13 protein-coding genes are annotated in these 18,293 nt (G+C 71.2%); 10 read left to right on the forward strand and 3 right to left on the reverse strand.

Annotation, left to right across the window (positions count from 1 at the left end):
- Positions 1 to 230: 230 nt before the first annotated feature.
- The 9 genes from ACWD38_RS24330 to ACWD38_RS24370 all read left to right on the forward strand — a co-directional run bounded on the left by ACWD38_RS24330 (position 231) and on the right by ACWD38_RS24370 (position 11,263).
- Complete coding sequence (locus tag ACWD38_RS24330) at positions 231 to 1,118, forward strand: Rossmann-like and DUF2520 domain-containing protein (protein WP_184483519.1); 888 nt, start codon at positions 231 to 233, stop codon at positions 1,116 to 1,118.
- Entirely contained in the window at positions 1,115 to 2,014 is a 900-nt protein-coding gene (panC, locus tag ACWD38_RS24335) for a pantoate--beta-alanine ligase (protein ID WP_184483517.1), read from the forward strand. The genes ACWD38_RS24330 and panC overlap by 4 nt, the downstream gene beginning before the upstream one ends.
- 89 nt (positions 2,015 to 2,103) lie before the next feature.
- Positions 2,104 to 2,580 (forward strand): aspartate 1-decarboxylase, encoded by a 477-nt coding sequence (gene panD / locus ACWD38_RS24340; protein WP_184483515.1) that lies wholly within the window; start codon positions 2,104 to 2,106, stop codon positions 2,578 to 2,580.
- Positions 2,581 to 2,615: 35 nt separating this feature from the next.
- The gene (locus ACWD38_RS24345) at positions 2,616 to 3,407 is read left to right on the forward strand and encodes a type III pantothenate kinase (RefSeq protein ID WP_184483513.1); all 792 of its coding nucleotides are present in this window, start codon (positions 2,616 to 2,618) and stop codon (positions 3,405 to 3,407) included.
- Positions 3,408 to 4,182: 775 nt separating this feature from the next.
- Complete coding sequence (locus tag ACWD38_RS24350) at positions 4,183 to 4,536, forward strand: histone-like nucleoid-structuring protein Lsr2 (protein WP_184483511.1); 354 nt, start codon at positions 4,183 to 4,185, stop codon at positions 4,534 to 4,536.
- A gap of 862 nt (positions 4,537 to 5,398) precedes the next feature.
- A complete protein-coding gene (locus ACWD38_RS24355) occupies positions 5,399 to 6,475 on the forward strand; it encodes a FecCD family ABC transporter permease (RefSeq protein WP_450124975.1) in 1,077 nt (358 codons plus the stop codon).
- Entirely contained in the window at positions 6,472 to 7,560 is a 1,089-nt protein-coding gene (locus ACWD38_RS24360) for a FecCD family ABC transporter permease (protein WP_343071606.1), read from the forward strand. The genes ACWD38_RS24355 and ACWD38_RS24360 overlap by 4 nt, the downstream gene beginning before the upstream one ends.
- Positions 7,557 to 8,417, forward strand: a complete 861-nt coding sequence (locus tag ACWD38_RS24365; protein ID WP_184483507.1) for an ABC transporter ATP-binding protein — start codon at positions 7,557 to 7,559, stop codon at positions 8,415 to 8,417. The genes ACWD38_RS24360 and ACWD38_RS24365 overlap by 4 nt, the downstream gene beginning before the upstream one ends.
- A 287-nt stretch (positions 8,418 to 8,704) precedes the next feature.
- Positions 8,705 to 11,263: an ATP-dependent Clp protease ATP-binding subunit gene (locus tag ACWD38_RS24370; protein ID WP_184483505.1), complete on the forward strand. Its 2,559-nt coding sequence runs from the start codon at positions 8,705 to 8,707 to the stop codon at positions 11,261 to 11,263.
- A gap of 361 nt (positions 11,264 to 11,624) precedes the next feature.
- Here the strand turns inward: ACWD38_RS24370 and ACWD38_RS24375 are convergent, their stop codons facing one another.
- Entirely contained in the window at positions 11,625 to 12,353 is a 729-nt protein-coding gene (locus ACWD38_RS24375) for a DedA family protein (RefSeq protein WP_450124976.1), read from the reverse strand.
- Positions 12,354 to 12,872: 519 nt separating this feature from the next.
- On the opposite strand from ACWD38_RS24375, the gene ACWD38_RS24380 reads away from it, so the two are divergent.
- Positions 12,873 to 16,034 carry a BTAD domain-containing putative transcriptional regulator gene (locus ACWD38_RS24380; RefSeq protein ID WP_450124977.1) on the forward strand — a complete coding sequence of 1,054 codons (3,162 nt, stop codon included), beginning with the start codon at positions 12,873 to 12,875 and terminating at the stop codon, positions 16,032 to 16,034.
- Between the two features lie 474 nt (positions 16,035 to 16,508).
- On the opposite strand, the gene ACWD38_RS24385 is transcribed toward ACWD38_RS24380, so the two are convergent.
- Both ACWD38_RS24385 and ACWD38_RS24390 read right to left on the reverse strand, forming a co-directional pair.
- Positions 16,509 to 17,336, reverse strand: coding sequence for an ABC transporter permease (locus tag ACWD38_RS24385; RefSeq protein WP_184483499.1), 828 nt, complete (start codon positions 17,334 to 17,336; stop codon positions 16,509 to 16,511).
- Positions 17,333 to 18,286, reverse strand: coding sequence for an ATP-binding cassette domain-containing protein (locus ACWD38_RS24390; protein WP_184483497.1), 954 nt, complete (start codon positions 18,284 to 18,286; stop codon positions 17,333 to 17,335). Before ACWD38_RS24390 ends, ACWD38_RS24385 begins: the two co-directional genes overlap by 4 nt.
- Positions 18,287 to 18,293 lie beyond the last annotated feature (7 nt).

Raw genomic sequence — 18,293 nt, forward strand, 5'->3', positions numbered from 1 at the left:
CTCAGTCGGTCTCTCGCGAGGACAGCTTTTTCCCTCGTGGCGGAGCCACTTGGGAAAAAGATCCCGCAGCGAGAGACCGACTGAGGTTCCGCCACCCGACCACCCGAGCAAAACGACCCCAGGTGGTTCTCACCACCCAACCAAGCACCCCGCACAACCCGACGGCTAGTCTCGCGCTGCTGTCCGGTACCCGACTGCGGGACTGGAACGGTTGGGAGGACGACGTGGCGATGTCTGCAGGACCTCGGCTGCGGGTCGGAGTGGTGTCCGCGGGCCGGGTCGGTGCGGTGCTCGGGGCGGCGCTGACGCGCGCCGGGCACGAGGTGGTGGCGGTGTCCGCGGTGTCGGACGCGTCGTTGCGCCGCGCGGAGGAGCTGCTGCCGGGGGTGCCGGTGCGCCCGCCCGACGAGGTCGCCGACGCGGCCGATCTGGTCGTTCTCGCCGTTCCCGACGACGTGCTGCCCGGTCTGGTGCGCGGCTTGGCGGCGACGGGTTCGCTGCGTTCCGGGCAGATCCTGCTGCACACCTGCGGTGCGCACGGCGCGGCCGTGCTGGAGCCCGCCGCGGAGCTGGGCGTGCTGACGCTGGCGCTGCACCCGGCGATGACCTTCACCGGCCGGGCCGAGGACGTGGAGCGGCTCGCGACGGCGTGCGTGGCGGTGACGGCACCGGAGGACGAGGCGGCGTGGAACGTCGGCGAGGTGCTGGCGCTGGAGCTCGGCGGTGAACCGGTCCGCGTCCCGGAGGGGTCCCGGCGGCTGTACCACGCGGCCCTGTCGCACGGCGCGAACCACTTGATCACCTTGGTCGACGAGGCCGCGGACCTGCTGCGGCAGGCGGGGATCGAGATCCCGGACCGGGTGCTGGCGCCGGTGCTGTCCGCGTCGCTGGACAACGCGCTGCGGTTCGGCGACCGGGGCTTGACCGGGCCGGTGTCGCGCGGCGATCTCTCCACGATCCGCGCGCACCTGGGATCGCTGCGCGCGACGGCGCCGGAGATGGTGGCCGGGTACGTGGCGATGGCGAAGCGGACCGCGGAGCGCGCCGAGAAGGCCGGTCTGCTCGATTCCCGAACGGTCACCGAAGTACACGAGGCGCTCGACGAGGAGCAGCGATGAGCACAGCCGAGAACGTGGGCGCGGGCCCCGGCTACACCGCGCGGGAGCTCACGGTGCACCGCCGCCCGGCGGAGCTGGCGAAGGTGACGCGCGCGCTGCGCGCCACGGGCCGCCCGATCACGCTGGTCCCGACCATGGGCGCGCTGCACGAGGGGCATCTGGAGTTGATCCGCGCGGCCCGGAAGGTGCCTGCCGCGGTGACCGTCGTGTCGATCTTCGTGAATCCGCTGCAGTTCGGCCCCGGCGAGGACCTCGACCGCTATCCGCGTTCGTTCGAGGCCGACTTGGAGCTGTGCCGCGAGGAGGGCGTGGAGCTGGTGCTCGCGCCGGAACCTGCGGACATGTACGCCCCGGACCGCCAGGTCGGCCTCACCGCGGGCGGGCTGGGGGAGCAGCTGGAGGGCGCGAGCAGGCCGGGGCACTTCGACGGGATGCTCACCGTCGTGGCGAAGCTGATCGGCATCGTGCGCCCCGATCTGGCGCTGTTCGGGGAGAAGGACTACCAGCAGCTGGTGCTGATCCGCCGGATGGCGCGGGACTTGAACTTCGACAGCCGCATCCAGGGCGTGCCGATCGTGCGCCAGGCCGACGGGCTGGCGCTGTCGTCGCGCAACGCCTACCTCTCGGACGAGCAGCGGCAGGCGGCGCTGGGGTTGTCCGCGGCGATGGCGGCCGGCGTGCACGCGGGTCCGGCGGGTCCGGACGCGGTGCTGGCGGCGGCGCGCGCGGTGCTGGATTCCGAGCCGCTGGTGCGGGTCGACTACCTGGAGCTGCGTGACGTCGAGCTCGGCCCGGTGCCGGACGCGGGCGAGGCGCGGCTGCTGGTGGCGGCGGAGGTCGGCGACACGCGGCTCATCGACAACGCGCTCGTGCAGCTGGGCCCGGCGCCGGAGTGATCCCGCGGCGCCGCGTCCGGTGCGCGCCGCACCCACAGGTACAGGCTTCGAATTCCGACCGCTCCGGGCGGTGGGGGAGGTAGTCCGCGATGTTCCGCACCATGCTCAAGTCCAAGATCCACCGGGCCACGGTCACCCAGGCCGACCTGCACTACGTCGGGTCGGTGACGATCGACGCCGAGCTGATGGACGCGGCCGATCTGCTGGAGGGCGAGCAGGTCACGATCGTCGACGTCACCAACGGCGCCCGCTTGGAGACCTACGCGATCACCGGCGAGCGCGGGTCCGGGGTGATCGGCATCAACGGGGCCGCGGCGCACCTGGTGCAGCCGGGCGACCTGGTGATCCTCATCGCCTACGGCGTGATGGACGAGCTGGAGGCGCGTTCCTTCCAGCCGAAGGTGATCTTCGTCGACGCCGACAACACGGTGCTGGAGCGCGGGGTCGACCCGGCCGCCGCGCCGGAGGGGTCCGGCCTGTCCAGCGGAGCCGCCACGGCCCAGCAGGAGGCCGAGACCGACGACGCCGCCAAGCTGGACGCGCTGCTGGCCGCACCCGAGGCCTGACCGGGCCCGTGCGCTGCGAAACGGGGAGGTAGCCGGTGCTGCTCGCGCTGGACGTCGGCAACACGAACATCACCCTCGGCCTGTACGACACCGAGTCGCAGGACTCGGGGGGCGGCCTGGTCCGGGATTGGCGGATGCGGACCGAGCCGCGGATGACGGCCGACGAGATGGCGCTGACGGTGCGCGGGCTGCTCGGCGAGCACGCCGAGCGGATCACCGGCATCTCCGCGCTGTCCACCGTCCCGTCGTTGTTGCGCGAGCTGCGGGTCATGCTCGGGCGCTACTGGGACGGCGTTCCGCGCGTCGTGGTGGAACCGGGGGTGCGCACCGGTGTTCCGCTGCTGGTCGACAACCCGAAGGAGGTCGGCGCGGACCGGGTCATCAACACGCTGGCGGCGCACCACCTGCACGCGACGAACTGCGTGGTGGTCGATTTCGGCACCTCCACGAACGTCGACGTCATCTCAGCCAAGGGCGAGTTCCTCGGCGGGGCGTTCGCGCCGGGTGTGGAGATCTCGCTGGACGCGCTGGCCTCCAGGGCCGCCCAGTTGCGCAAAGTGGAGCTCACCCGGCCCCGTTCGGTCATCGGCAAGAACACCGTGGAATGCCTGCAATCGGGGATCCTGTACGGCTTCGCGGGCCAGGTGGACGGCTTGGTGCGGCGAATCGTCGCCGAACTGGAATCGACCCACGGCGGCACGGCGGTGGTGCTGGCCACGGGTGGTCTGGCGCCGCTGGTGGTCGCCGAATCCCAGACGATCACCCATCACGTGCCCGATCTGACGTTGCTCGGGCTGCGGTTGGTCTACGACCGCAACTTCCGCTGACCGCCCTTCCTGGAGCGCCGACTCGCCGGAGAACCGCCCGTCCGGTTCTTTTTCGCGACGCGTCGTTCCCGCTCGGAGGGGTGGCGGTGGGAAAGCGGAATCCCGATGCCGGACGTCGTTAAGTGCTCACGACTAGTCGGCGACGCGGCGGTCGATACTTCTTGTCGGCTTGCCGGGAGAGCGGGATGCGGCGGTCGAAGAGTCGGCGGCGACCGAGGTCCCGGGCGGTGAGTCCGCACTTTCTGCTTGCCGATGAGTGCGGAATGTTGTGGACGCGGAGTGCGGGAATGTCGGGGCGGCACCGCAGATGTAGTGCGTCGGAGTGCGTAACGCGGTGCTCGATCCGCTTCAGCCGGACGCCCGGAATGACCCGATCCGGGGAGACCCCTAGGTTTTTCCTCGGCGGGGTGAGTGCGTTTGTGGAGTGGCTGCGCTAACCTGACCGTGACAATGTTCGGTGAAGGCTTCGATGACGGCTATTGTTGGGCACTGTCTCACTCTGTCGAACTCCATCAGGTCGGTCGTGGGGCGGCTCGAACAGTGCCGTCTCGAGCACCGGCCGACGAACCCGGCAGAAGGCCGAAGGGCTCACTGCAAGGTCGACCGGAGTACCCGGTGGCGCGCTCGGATTGGGCGGCCGCCGGGAAGTGCAGTAAGGGCAGTCGGTGTGGCCCGGGGCGGAGAGCCGGACCCGGGAAGCTCTCGGCAGAGCGGTCTCGGCAGAGTCGCGCCGTCATCGGCGTTTATTGCGGAAACTCCGGGGAGGACTGCCATCATGGCGCAGAAGGTTACGGTCACGCTTGTCGACGATCTCGACGGCGGCCAGGCCGATGAAACGGTCGAGTTCGCGTTGGACGGCGTCTCGTACCAGATCGACCTTTCCAACGACAATGCGAGCGAGCTGCGCGACGCGCTGTCGGGCTACGTCTCCAGCGCTCGCCGCGCGGGAGGTCGCAAGAAGCCCGGCCCGCGTCCCGCCGCGGCCGGTCGCGCCGCGGGCGGCTCCACGAGTGCGGATCGGGAGCAGAACCAGGCCATCCGGGAATGGGCCCGCAAGCGCGGCCTGAAGGTCTCGGACCGGGGCCGGATCCCCGCGGACATCGTGGACCAGTACCACAAGGCGAACTGAAGCCGTACTGACGCGATCAGGGGGTGCCGGGATTCCCGGTGCCCCCTGCGTGTTGTTCGGGATCGTTCGCGGATCTCCGGCCCGGAACACTTCACCGCATCGGCGCGCACTGCGTTGCGGAGTCGCCGATCTACGCGCGGTCACCGAACGCGGACATCCGGATCCCTGTCATCGCCGGCCGCGTTCGCGCGATCAGATCCGCTGCGCCGGATGCCGCATCCCGAATCTTCCTTCCAGCCGCACCGGATCCGATGTTCGCGCGCGCCAGGAATGCTGATGGCCGGGCCGGGCGCGGCCGTCGTTCGCAGATCGGATTGTGACCTTCGGTGTTCGCGCCGGGCCCCTGTTTGTCGCTCCGGTCGGTTTTGCCGCCCGGGTCGTTTGCCGGTGCCGCGCCGATGATGTTCCGCGGCGGGGCGTTTTTCGCGCCGTTCCGGCGCCGGACTTCCGGACGTCGGGGCGTCCGCGTTTTCGGCGAACATCGCCGTCCGGGGTATCCGGCGGCCCGCGGTGAAATCGCTGCGGCGGGTGTTACGTGAGCGCGTTTCATGAGCCCCCGTTCCGTTCGGCGCTAACCACCGGGATTTCATCCTTCGCGAGACCAGGTGCGCCGCAAGATTGCCGTCGCGCTACTGGCGATCAGTCGCCCGAGCTAGGGAAATCCCTCGGTTGATCCGTTTCGGAATCGATGCTGATCAACTGGAAACGCGTTCTCGTCCGCTCCGGGCCGCCGGAAGTGACGAGCGGAACGCTCATCGCCTCCCGCGGACCGGTCCGTCCGGCGGGGGCCGTCGGTTAGCCTTAGGGCGGCCTAACCTAACTTCGAGGCCAGTGGCGGACCGGACGAGCGGGGAGTGGGACCTTGAGCCGCAGCGGAACCGTCGGGAGCCCGCCCGGCACCGAGCGCGAGGCCGCGCCGGAACCGGCGCCCCGGCTCGGAGCTCGCCGCAGACGGAGGCTGCTGGGCTTGGCGGTGCTGTTCGGCGTGCTCGTCGTCAGCTGCCTGCTCAGCGTCGCGATCGGGGCGAAGTCCATCCCGCTCGGCGACGTGTGGACCTCGCTGGTCGCCCCGGCCGGCTCGGAGAACTCGCTGATCGTCTGGGACCTGCGGTTACCGCGCACCGTCGTCGGCGTGCTGGTCGGCGCCGCGCTGGGACTCGCGGGCGCCCTGATGCAGGGCCACACCCGCAACCCGATCGCCGACCCCGGCATCCTCGGCATCACCCAGGGCGCGGCGCTGGCCGTGGTGCTGGCCGTGTACTCGTTCGGCATCAGCAGCCTCTACGGCTACATCTGGTTCGGCTTCGCCGGCGCGCTGCTGGGGGCGCTGGCGGTGTTCGCGATCGGCTCGATGGGCGGCGCGGGCGCGACGCCGGTGACGCTGGCGCTGGCGGGCATGGCGATCAGCGCCCTGCTGCAGGCCCTGACCTCGGCGCTGGTGCTCAGCGACCAGGAGAGCCTGGACACCTACCGGTTCTGGAAGGTCGGCTCGATCGCCGTCACCGACCCCGGCGTGATCTGGCAGGTGCTGCCGTTCGTCGTGGCCGGGCTGGTGCTGGGGCTGGCCAACGCCTCCGGCCTCAACGCGCTGGCGCTGGGCGAGGACGTCGCCCGCGGGCTCGGGCACCGCGTCCAGTGGACCCGGCGGCTCGGCGTGCTGGCGATCGCGGTGCTGGTGGGCGCGTCCGCCGCGGTGTGCGGGCCGATCAGCTTCGTCGGCCTGGTGGTGCCGCACATCGCGCGGTACTTCACCGGGGCCGACCACCGCTGGCTGCTGCCGTTCTCGGCGCTGCTGGGGTCGTCGCTGGTGCTGCTGGCCGACGTCGTGGGGCGGATGGTCGCGCGGCCCGCGGAGGTCCAGGTCGGGGTGATGCTGGCGATGGTCGGCGCCCCGTTCTTCATCGCGTTGGTGCGGCGCAGGAAGCTGGTGCGGTTGTGACACGGGTTCTCGACGCCCCCCAGCAGGTGCCCGGCCGATCGCCGCTGCGGCTCGGCCGCGTCTCCGGGGTCTTCCGGGTGCGCCCAATGCTGGTGCTGCTCGGCGGGCTGGTGGTGCTGCTGGGCGGCGTGCTGCTCGACATCGGCCTCGGCGAGTACCAGCTGAGCCCGGGGCAGGTGCTGGTCACCCTGTTCGGCGGCGGTGACTACGCCGACCAGTACGTCGTGTTCGGCCTGCGGATGCCGCGGGCGCTGACGGCGGTGCTGGTGGGCGCCGCGCTGGGCTTGGCGGGGGCGATCACGCAGGCCGTGGCGCGCAACCCGCTGGCCAGCCCCGACATGCTCGGCATCACCTCGGGTGCGGGCGCGGCGGCGGTGCTGGTGATCGTGTTCGGCGGCACCGCGGGCGCGCTGGGCGGCCTGGCCGAGGCGGTGGGCCTGCCGGTGGTGGCGCTCGTCGGCGGTCTGCTCGCCGGGTTCGCGATCTACGGGCTGGCGTACCGGGGCGGCGTCGACTCGTACCGGATCGTGCTGGTCGGCGTGGGCATCACCGCGCTGGCGGGCAACGCCATCTACTGGCTGCTCACGGTCGGCGACGTCAACGACGCCGGGCGGGCCATGGTGTGGCTGACGGGCAGCCTCAACGCCCGCGGCTGGGACCACGTGGTGCCGACGGCGATCGCGCTGGCCGTGCTGCTGCCGATGACCTTGGTGGGGGCGCACTCGCTGGGCGCGCTGCAGTTCGACGACGACACGGTCCGCGGCATCGGGGTGCGGGTGAACCTGGCGCGCGGCGTGCTGCTGCTGGCGGCCGTGGTGCTGGCCTCGATCGCGACGGCGGCGGCGGGCCCGGTGCAGTTCGTGGCGCTCGCGGCACCGCAGATCGCGCTGCGGCTTTCCCGGTCCTCGCGGCCGCCGCTGGTCGCGTCGCTGGTGTTCGGCGGCGCGCTGGTGGTGGCGGCCGACCTGCTGTCCCGGACGGCGTTCGGGGCGGCCGAGATGCCGGTGGGGATCGTCACCGCGATCTTGGGTGCGCCTTACCTGATCTACCTGCTCATCCGTCGGTACCGGGAGGACCGCGCATGACCTCACCCGTGTCCACACCCAGCCAGGCGGTGGACGCCGAGTCCGCCTCGCCGCGGCAGCGCCTCCAGGGGCGGGAGCTGCGGCTCGCCTACGGCGATCGGGTCGTCGTCGACGGCCTGGACATCGACGTGCTCGACGGGACGATCACCGCCGTCATCGGCCCGAACGGCTGCGGCAAGTCCACGGTGCTGCGCGCGCTGGCTCGGCTGCTGCCGCCGAAGGGCGGGCAGGTGCTGCTGGACGGCGAGCGGATCCACAAGATGCCGACGAAGGAGGTCGCCCGCGTGCTGGGCCTGCTGCCGCAGTCGCCGCAGGCACCGGAGGGCCTCACGGTCGCGGACCTGGTCGCGCGCGGCAGGCATCCGCACCAGGCCTGGTACCGGCAGTGGTCCTCGGACGACGAGCGGGCCGTGGCGGAGGCGCTGGAGCTGACCGGCATCGGCGACCTCGCCGAGCGCGCCGTCGACGAGCTCTCCGGCGGCCAGCGCCAGCGAGCCTGGTTGTCGATGGCCTTGGCGCAGGGCACCGACCTGCTGCTGCTGGACGAGCCGACGACGTACCTGGACCTGGCACACCAGGTGGAGGTGCTGGACCTGATCGGCAGGCTGCACGACGACAGCGGCCGGACCGTGGTGATGGTGCTGCACGACCTGAACCTGGCGGCCCGCTACGCGGACCGGCTGGTGGCGATGCGCGACGGCGCGATCGTCGCGGAGGGCGCGCCGGGCGACGTGCTCACCGAGGAATTGCTCGCCGACGTTTTCGGACTGAACGCTCGGGTGATCCCGGATCCGGTGACCGGTACTCCGATGGTGGTACCTATCGGTGGCAGAGCGAAGTCCAGCGTGCGAGATTAGATCGACCGGGGACACCCGAACGGGTGTGCTGGCCCTGCGGGAACGGGCCTTGTTCGCGCTGAGCGGACATCGGCCCGCGATCGTGTCCGAATGGAATGTCGCAGGCCAGCAGCTCGTTGGACGGTAAGCAAGACGGCGAACGGGTGCAGCGGGCTACCAGCGGGTCCGGACTCCGCAGGGGTGCGGCTACTACAGTGGACCCCAGAGTGCTGAACCCATCGCGGGCATCGGCGAGCAGGAGCCGTGTCCCGGTACAACACCGCCGGCGCAGCAGTCAGGGAGTGCGAATGTTCGAGAGGTTCACCGACCGCGCGAGGCGGGTGGTCGTCCTGGCCCAAGAAGAGGCCCGGATGCTCAACCACAACTACATCGGCACCGAGCACATCCTCCTGGGCTTGATCCACGAGGGTGAGGGTGTCGCCGCTAAGGCGCTGGAGTCGCTGGGGATCGCGCTGGAAGGCGTGCGGCAGCAGGTCGAGGAGATCATCGGCCAAGGCCAGCAGGCCCCGAGCGGTCACATCCCGTTCACCCCACGGGCCAAGAAGGTGCTGGAGCTGTCGCTGCGGGAGGCGTTGCAGCTCGGCCACAACTACATCGGCACCGAGCACATCCTGCTCGGGCTGATCCGCGAGGGCGAGGGCGTCGCCGCGCAGGTGCTCGTCAAGCTCGGCGCGGACCTGAACCGGGTGCGCCAGCAGGTGCTGCAGCTGCTCTCCGGCTACCAGGGCAAGGAGCCCGCCGAGGCCGGCGGTCGTGGTGAGGGCACTCCGTCGTCGTCGCTGGTGCTGGACCAGTTCGGCCGGAACCTGACGCAGAGCGCGCGCGAGTCGAAGCTCGACCCGGTCATCGGCCGGGACAAGGAGATCGAGCGCATCATGCAGGTGCTCTCGCGGCGCACCAAGAACAACCCGGTGCTCATCGGCGAGGCGGGCGTCGGCAAGACGGCCGTCGTCGAGGGCCTGGCGCAGAAGGTCGTCAAGGGCGAGGTGCCCGAGACGCTGAAGGACAAGCAGCTCTACACGCTGGACCTGGGCTCGCTGGTCGCCGGTTCCCGCTACCGCGGTGACTTCGAGGAGCGCCTGAAGAAGGTGCTCAAGGAGATCAAGACCCGCGGCGACATCATCCTGTTCATCGACGAGATCCACACCCTCGTCGGAGCGGGAGCGGCAGAAGGCGCCATAGACGCCGCGAGCATCCTCAAGCCGATGCTGGCCCGCGGTGAGCTCCAGACCATCGGTGCCACCACGCTCGAGGAGTACCGCAAGTACGTCGAGAAGGACCCCGCGCTGGAGCGCCGCTTCCAGCCGATCCAGGTCGGCGAGCCCTCGCTGGAACACACCATCGAGATCCTCAAGGGCCTGCGCGACCGGTACGAGGCGCACCACCGGGTGTCCATCACCGACGGCGCACTGGTCGCGGCCTCGACGCTGGCGGACCGGTACATCAACGACCGCTACCTGCCGGACAAGGCGATCGACCTGATCGACGAGGCCGGCGCCCGGATGCGCATCCGCCGGATGACCGCTCCGCCGGACCTGCGCGAGTTCGACGAGAAGATCGCCGACGTGCGCCGGGACAAGGAGTCGGCCATCGACGGCCAGGACTTCGAGCGCGCCGCGCGCCTCCGCGACGAGGAGAAGACGCTCCTCGGGCAGAAGGAGGAGCGCGAGACCCAGTGGAAGGCCGGTGACCTGGACGTCGTCGCGGAAGTCGACGACGAGCAGATCGCCGAGGTGCTGGCCAACTGGACCGGCATCCCCGTCTTCAAGCTCACCGAGGAGGAGACGACCCGTCTGCTCCGCATGGAGGACGAGCTGCACAAGCGGATCATCGGCCAGGACGACGCGGTCAAGGCCGTGTCCCAGGCGATCCGCCGCACGCGCGCCGGTCTGAAGGACCCGAAGCGCCCGTCGGGCTCGTTCATCTTCGCCGGTCCGTCCGGTGTGGGTAAGACGGAGCTGTCGAAGGCGCTGGCGGAGTTCCTGTTCGGCGACGACGACGCGCTCGTGCAGATCGACATGGGCGAGTTCCACGACCGCTACACCGCGTCGCGGCTGTTCGGTGCCCCTCCGGGCTACGTCGGCTACGAAGAGGGCGGTCAGCTCACCGAGAAGGTCCGCCGCAAGCCGTTCTCGGTGGTCCTGTTCGACGAGATCGAGAAGGCCCACCAGGAGATCTACAACACGCTGCTGCAGGTGTTGGAGGACGGTCGGCTGACCGACGGTCAGGGCCGCACGGTGGACTTCAAGAACACGGTGCTGATCTTCACCTCGAACCTCGGGACGCAGGACATCTCGAAGGCCGTCGGCCTCGGCTTCTCCGCCGGTAGTTCGTCCGAGTCGAACTACGAGCGGATGAAGTCCAAGGTCAACGAGGAGATGAAGAAGCACTTCCGTCCGGAGTTCCTCAACCGGATCGACGACGTCATCGTCTTCCACCAGCTCACCGAGAACGAGATCATCCAGATGGTCGACCTGCTCGGTGGTCGTGTGGAGAAGGCGCTGCGGGGCAAGGACATGTCCCTGGAGCTCACGACGAAGGCGAAGAAGCTGCTCGCCAAGCGCGGCTTCGACCCGGTGCTGGGTGCCCGGCCGCTGCGCCGCACCATCCAGCGCGACATCGAGGACCGGTTGTCCGAGAAGATCCTGTTCGGCGAGATCGAGGCCGGCCAGATCGTCATCGTCGACGTCGAGAACTGGGACGGCGAAGGCAAGGACGACGAGGCGGTGTTCACCTTCCGCGGTGAGCCGCGCCCGTCGACCGTGCCGGACTCGCCGCCGGTGGACCTGGCGTCCTCGGGCGGTTCCTCGGACGAGTCGTCCTCGGACAACACCTCCGACGAGTGATCTCGGATCGTTGATCCGACCAGCGGCCCCCGCACCCAGGTGCGGGGGCCGCTTCGTATCCGGGGCCCACAGGGCGAGCGAAGCCACGCCTGCTTTGCGGCCGTAGGCCGTGCCTCGTGGCGAAGCCGTGCAGTGGACGAGCGGAGCGAAGTCTGCCTCGCGGCCGAAGGCCGTGCCTGTATGTGCGAAGCACATAGCCCACGTCGAGAAGCCGACCACCGGCGGGTTCTCAGCTGCTTCCTCGCGAGGACGGCTTTTTTCCTCGTGGCGGAGCCACTTGGGAAAAAGATCCCGCAGCGAGGAAGCAGCTGAGGTTCCGCCACCCGACCACCCGAGCAAAACGACCGGGCGGGTCTGGGGGTCAGCGGACTCGGGGGAGTTGCTGGGTCGGTTCCTCGGCGGGGTCGACGCGGGGGAACTCTTCGGTGATGTCGTCGGCGCGGTCCTGCTCCGCACGGTTCCGGCGGATGCGGGTGACGACGAAGTAGCCGATCGCCACCACGACGGCGCCGACGACGACCTTGGACACGACGCCCGCGTACTGCTCGACGAGGTACCAGTTCTCGCCGAGGAGGTAGCCGGCCACCACGAACAGCGTGTTCCAGATCAGGCTGCCCAGGGCGGTGAACAGGACGAAGGTCGGCAGCGGCATCTTCTCCACGCCCGCGGGCAGCGAGATGAAGCTGCGGAACAGCGGGATCATCCGGCCGAGGAACACGGCTTTCACGCCGTGCTTGGCGAACCAGGCCTCGGTGCGGTCCACGTCGGCGACTTTGACCAGCGGCAGTTTCGCCGCGATCCGGCGCATCCGCTCCCGGCCTAGGGACGCGCCCAGCCAGTAGAGCACCAGCGCGCCCACGACCGACCCGATCGTCGTCCACAGCACCGCCGAGACGATGTTCATGTCGCCTTGGCTGGCGGTGAACCCGGCCAGCGGCAGGATCAGTTCGCTGGGGATCGGTGGGAACACGTTCTCCAACGCGATGATCAGTCCGGCGCCCGGACCACCGAGGGTCTCCATCACGCTGACGACCCAACCGGTGAACCCGGTCGGCTCGGCGGCGGCAGCGGCCAGTGCGGTCGAGTGCATCGAGGCTCCGAACGATCGTCAAGGGGTCTCGGCAGAGCGGGCACCTCAGGGGGAGGTGCCACCGCGCGGCCGCACATCGGGCGGCTGAGCCGAACGGCCAGGTCACGGACCCGTCGTGCGCTCGGTAGTCCGACGCCGAGCACAACCATGCGGTATGTCCGTTATTCCATGATTCCAGGCCGCGCCGGTATCGCGCCGTGTGATCCTCATCGCTCATCCACGCGCTGTGGACAAGTCGGCTTCCTGTGGATGAAACCTGTGGACAACTGGAGGGATCATCCCTTCTCTCCCGGTCGCGGTCCTGCGTAGCAGCACGCGGAGAGGGGTTGTCCACATGCGGGAGAAGCCCTGGTGATCGGCGCATTTGGCGTCGTGGCCAGGGCGAACGCGGCGAGCATGTCGAATGGCGACCGGGACATCGGGCGCGGGGCGGGAGTTGTCCACAGGTGAGGACAGTTCCGGACCTGCCTGGCTCAGTCGCGCACCTGTTCCGACGGTGGGCTCTGCGAAGCTGGGCAGGTGCGAGTGGCGATGCTGGGGCCGTTCCGGCTGCATGCGGCCGACGGCCTCCCGATCGAGGTCGGCGGCCCGCGCGTGCGCACCCTGCTGGCCAGGCTCGCGCTGGACGCCGGGCACGTGGTGCCCACCGAGACCCTGATCGCCGACCTGTGGGGCGCGCGCCAGCCCGCCGGCGCGCTCAACGCCCTGCAGTCCCTGGTGTCCCGGGCGCGACGCGTCACCGAGGTCGCGCAACCGCGCTCCGGCACCGCGGGCTACCGCCTGCCGCTCGACCGCGACGAGGTCGATGTGCACCGCTTCGACGGGCTGGTGGCGTCGGGCCGGGCGCGGTTGCGCGCCGGTGACCTCGCGGCGGCGGGCACGGCGCTGCGCGGAGCGCTCGCGCTGTGGCGGGGCGCCGCGCTGGTCGACTTCACCGACTCCCCGTTCGCGGCACCGCACATCGCGCGGCTCGACGAGACGCGGCTGGCCGCGCTGGAAGAACGCATCGACGCCGACCTGCGGCTCGGCGGGCACGGCGAGCTGATCGCCGAACTGGACGGCCTCTGCGCCCGCCACCCGCTGCGCGAACGGCTCACCGCCCTGCGGATGCGCGCGCTGCGCGCGGCGGGCCGCCGCTCCGACGCGCTCGCCGCCTACGAGGCGCACCGGGCGGACCTCGCCCACCGCCTCGGCGTCGACCCGTCCGCCGAGCTGAGCGAGCTGCACGCGACGCTGCTGCGCGGCGATCCGCACCCCGCCGCCGCTCGCGCGGCGCAGCCTGCGGAACCCGCGCCCCAGCACACCGGGCTGCCCGCCCGGCTGAGCAGCTTCGTCGGCCGCGAAGCCGAGATCGCGCAGGTCGACGAGGCCCTCGCCCGCTCCCGCCTGGTGACCCTGTTCGGCCCCGGCGGGGCGGGCAAGACCCGCCTCGCGACGGAGAGCGCCGCCGCCATCGCCGACCGCCGGGTGTGGTTCGTCGAGCTCGCCCCGGTGCGCGACGGCAGCGACCTCGCCTCCGCGGCGCTCGCCGCGCTCGGCCTCCGCGAAACCCGGCTGCTGGAGGCGCAGCACACGCCCGGAGCGGCACGCCTCGCCGACGTGCTGGCGGCCGAGCCGACCGTGCTGGTCCTGGACAACTGCGAGCACCTGATCGACGACGCGGCCGGCTTCGTGCACGACCTGCTCGGCAGGTGCCCCGAGCTGCGCGTCCTGGCCACGAGCCGGGAACCGCTCGCGCTCACCGGCGAAGAGCTGCTCCCCGTGGGCCCGCTGGCCTTGCCCGGCGACGGCACCGACCCCGCCGACTCCGCCGCGGTCCGGTTGTTCCTCGACCGGGCGAGCGCCGCCCGCCCCGATTTCGCGCTCACCGACCGCACCGCCGCCGACGTGGTCGAGGTGTGCCGCGGGCTCGACGGCATCCCGCTGGCCATCGAACTCGCCGCGGCCCGGCTGCGGTCGATGAGCCTGCCGCAGATCGCCGAGCGCCTCGACGACCGGTTCCGGCTGCTCACCGGCGGGAACCGCAGCTCGATGCCGCGGCACCGCACGCTGCGGGCCGTCGTGGAGTGGAGCTGGGATCTGCTGACCGAGCGGGAACGGCTGCTCGCCGGGCGGCTGGCGGTGTTCACCGGCGCGGTGCGCGCCGAGTCGATCACCGCCGTGTGCGGTGACGAGGCGGAGCTGCCCGCCGCGGACGTGTTCTACGTGCTCTCGTCGCTGGTGGAGAAATCGCTGGTGACCGTCGTCGAATCCGAGCAGGGCACGCGCTACCGGATGCTGGAGACGGTGCGGGCGTACTGCTGGCAGCGCTGCGCGGCCGAGGCCGATCCGCGGCGGGTGCGGGCCGCGCACCTCGCGCACTTCTTGGCGCTGGCCGAGGAAGCCGAGCCGTGGCTCTACGGCCGGGACCAGATCGACTGGATGGATCGGCTCGACGCCGATCACGACAACCTGCTGGCCGCGCTGCACTGGGCCGTCGAATCGGGCGACGCCGACAGCGGGCTCCGGCTCGGTGCGGCACTGGCCTGGTACTGGTCGATGTCCGCGCTCGACGACGACGCCGCCGCTCGGCTCGCCGCCGTCGCCGCACTGCCCGGCCCCGCGTCACCGCAGGCCAGGGCCGCTGTGGGACTCGGCAGGATGGTGGCGGACACCGGTGCGGGCTGGACGGACCGGGTCCGCGCCGCGGCCCGCGCGGCGCGCGAGACCGACGCCATGGCGCGCTACCGGCACGCGGGCCTGCTGGAGGCGGGGGCGTGGCTCATGGCCGGGGAGTTCGACGAGGTGCGCCGCGTGATCGAGCGCGCCGAGGCCCACCCGGACCCGTGGGTGCGGGCCTCGGCGATGTTCGGGCGGGCGTTCAGCGCGGAGCACAGCGGCGATCCCCGCGCCGCCGAGGAGCACATGCGCACGGCGGCGGAGGCGTTCCGGGCGATCGGCGACAGGTGGGGCAGGGCGCAGACGGTCAACAGCCTCGCCGGGTTCCGCTCGCTGCGCGGTGATCACGCGGGCGCGGTCGAGGTGCTGGAGGAGTCGGTGGACGCCGTCCGCCAGCTGCGCTCCCAGGCGGACCTGGCGCCGATCGTGCTGCGCATCGGGATGGAGCGGATCCGCGCGGGGGAGCTGGAACGGGGTCGGGCCGACCTGGAACAGGCACGCTCGATCGCGAAGCGGACCCGGCCGTGGTTCGCGGTGTGGGCGTCGGGCGGGCTGGCCGAGCAGGCGCGGCTGTCCGGCAGGCTCGACGAGGCCGAACGGCACCTGGACGAGGCGGATCAGGTGCCGGTGGACGACCACGAGCTCTCGGGCATGCGCCACGTGCTGCTGCTGCACCGCGTCCGGCTGCTGCTCGACCAGGCGCGGCCGGAGGAGGTCCCGGCGCTGCTCGCCAAGGCGCTGGAAGGCGGCTTCGGGACGCGCGACATGCCCGCCGCCGCGGCCGTGGCGGAATGCGCGGCCCGTTGGCGGCTGGAAACCGGTGATCCGCGAGGCGCGGCCCGCTGCCTCGGCCTCGCCGCCGTGCTGCGCGGCGTCCTCGACGAGGGCGACCCCGACGTCCGCCGAGTCCGGGCGGCGTTGCGGGACACGACCGCCGAGCACGCCGCGGCGTTCGACTCCGGAGCGACCCTGGACCGCGAAGCCGCCATCGCAGCCCTCCGCACGACCCTAGGCGCCACCTGAACGCCCGCCTCACCAGCCGAAGCCGCAGAGCAGCGCCCCTCCCAGCAAACCGCCCCCGGCGGGTTCCCAGCGGAGTCCCGCGCGGACAACGCTGCGGTAGAGCCCCGCGAAGAGCGAACCCCGCAGCGACCGGACCCGCCTATCGCCGAACCCGCCGTGCCGAGCGAGCCAGCGCGCCCTGCGGCGAAGCCGTGCCTCCGCGGCGTAGCCGTGCTTTGGGCTGCGGAGCACGCCTGCCTCGCGGCCGAAGGCCGTGCTTCGCGGCGTAGCCGTGCCGTGGGCGAGCGGAGCGAAGTCTGCTTTGCGGCGGAGCCGTGCCTGTATGTGCGAAGCACATGGCCCACGTCGAAAACCGGCCCACCTGCGTGTTCTCAGCCGGTCTGTCGCGAGGACGGCTTTTCCCCCGTGGCGGAGCCACTGGGAAAAAGATCCCGCAGCGAGAGACCGGCTGAGGTTCCGCCAAACGACCCCCACTCAAACCCGACGCCGATAAGCCCACATAGCCAACGGGAAGAAGACGGCGGTCAGGGCCACCATCCAGATCACCGTCGCCGTCAACGGCCCGGCGACCGGCCCGCCGATCATCAGCCCGCGGGCGGTGTCGGCGAGCTGCGTGACCGGGTTGATCTGCACCCACGTCTGCAACCAGCCGGGCATCGTCTCGGTCGGGACGAACACGTTGCTGCCCATCGTCAGCGGGAACATGAACGCCATCGCCACACCGGGCAGCGCCTGCTGGCTGCGGATCAGCATCCCGAGGAACACCGTGATCCAGCACATCGACAGCGCGAAGGCCAGCGCGACGAGGAACGCGGCGAACGCCTGCAGCGGCCCGGTCTCGATGCGGAAGCCCATCAGCGTCGCCACGCCCAGCAGCACCACGACGGACACGACGTAGCGCACGATGTCGCCGAACACGGCACCGATCAGCGGGGCGGACCGGGCGATCGGCAGGCTGCGGAAGCGGTCGAACACGCCCTTGTTGATGTCGGTGTTGAGCTGCATCCCGGTGCCGAGGCTGCCGAAGATCATGTTCATGGCCATCACGCCCGGCAGCGTCTGCTGCAGGTAGGCGCCGGTGTCCTGGGCGATCGCGCCGCCGAACAGGTACACGAACATCACCAGGAACAGGATCGGCTGCAGCGTGACGTCGAGCAGCCCCTCCGGGGACTTGCGGATCTTGAGCACGCTGCGCCCGGCCAGCGTGAGGCCGTGCCGCACGGTGCTCAGCGGTCCGATGCGCTCCCGCGGTGGCGGGGACGCCGAGGTCGAACCGGTGGAACGTTCGAGGGTGCTGGTCATGCCGCGGTCTCCTCTTCGGCGGATTTCCCGGTCAGCGCGAGGAACGCCTCGTCGAGACTGGGCAGTCGCAGGGCGAGCTCGTCGGCGGTGATCCCCGCGTCGTCGAGCCTGCGCACCAGGGTCGACAGCAGCACCGGGTCGTCCACTGGCGCGGTGATCAGGCCGCCCTCGTCGTGGGTGGCCGGTTGCGTCCCGGTGAGCTCGGCGACGATGCGCCGCACCTCGGGCACGTCCTCGGCGCCGCTGGGACGCACCTGCAGGGTCTGCTTGCCGGTGCGGCGCTTGAGCTCGTCGGCGCGGCCTTCGGCGACGACGCGGCCGTGGTCGATGACGCTGATCCGGTCCGCGAGCTGGTCGGCCTCCTCCAGGTACTGCGTGGTCAGCAGCACCGTGACGCCTTCGCCGGTGAGCGCGGTGACCATGTCCCACACCTGGTTGCGGCTGCGGGGGTCGAGGCCGGTCGTGGGCTCGTCCAGGTACAGCACCTCCGGCCTCCCGACGAGGCTCGCGGCCAGGTCCAGCCGTCGGCGCATGCCCCCGGAGTAGGTCTTGATGGCGCGCCCGCCCGCGTCGGTGAGGCCGAACCGCTCCAGCAGTTCCGCCGCGCGCGCCCGCGCGTCCCGCCGGGACAGCTCCAGCAGCCTGCCGATGAGCACCAGGTTCTCCACCCCGGTGAGCTCCTCGTCCACCGACGCGTACTGGCCGGTGAGCCCGATCCTGCGGCGCACCGCCACCGCTTCGCGGTGCAGGTCGCGACCGGCGATCGTGGCGCGCCCCGCGTCGGGCCGCAGCAGCGTGGCCAGGATGCGCACCGCGGTCGTCTTGCCGGCGCCGTTCGGCCCGAGCACCCCGAGGATGGAGCCGGTGGGTGCGGCCAGGTCGATCCCGTCCAGCGCGGTCGTCGCGCCGAAGCGTTTCACCAGGCCTTCCGCCTGGATCGCGTAGGACATGCCGCCT

This window comes from Saccharopolyspora sp. NPDC002578, assembly GCF_053592695.1.

Bases quoted from the DNA above. Each gene is read 5' to 3' on its own strand.
- ACWD38_RS24330 (WP_184483519.1), top strand. From the start codon at position 231: ATGTCTGCAGGACCTCGGCTGCGGGTCGGAGTGGTGTCCGCGGGCCGG.
- panC (WP_184483517.1), top strand. From the start codon at position 1,115: ATGAGCACAGCCGAGAACGTGGGCGCGGGCCCCGGCTACACCGCGCGG.
- panD (WP_184483515.1), top strand. From the start codon at position 2,104: ATGTTCCGCACCATGCTCAAGTCCAAGATCCACCGGGCCACGGTCACC.
- ACWD38_RS24350 (WP_184483511.1), top strand. From the start codon at position 4,183: ATGGCGCAGAAGGTTACGGTCACGCTTGTCGACGATCTCGACGGCGGC.
- ACWD38_RS24365 (WP_184483507.1), top strand. From the start codon at position 7,557: ATGACCTCACCCGTGTCCACACCCAGCCAGGCGGTGGACGCCGAGTCC.
- ACWD38_RS24370 (WP_184483505.1), top strand. From the start codon at position 8,705: ATGTTCGAGAGGTTCACCGACCGCGCGAGGCGGGTGGTCGTCCTGGCC.
- ACWD38_RS24375 (WP_450124976.1), bottom strand. From the start codon at position 12,353: ATGCACTCGACCGCACTGGCCGCTGCCGCCGCCGAGCCGACCGGGTTC.
- ACWD38_RS24385 (WP_184483499.1), bottom strand. From the start codon at position 17,336: ATGACCAGCACCCTCGAACGTTCCACCGGTTCGACCTCGGCGTCCCCG.
- ACWD38_RS24390 (WP_184483497.1), bottom strand. From the start codon at position 18,286: ATGTCCTACGCGATCCAGGCGGAAGGCCTGGTGAAACGCTTCGGCGCG.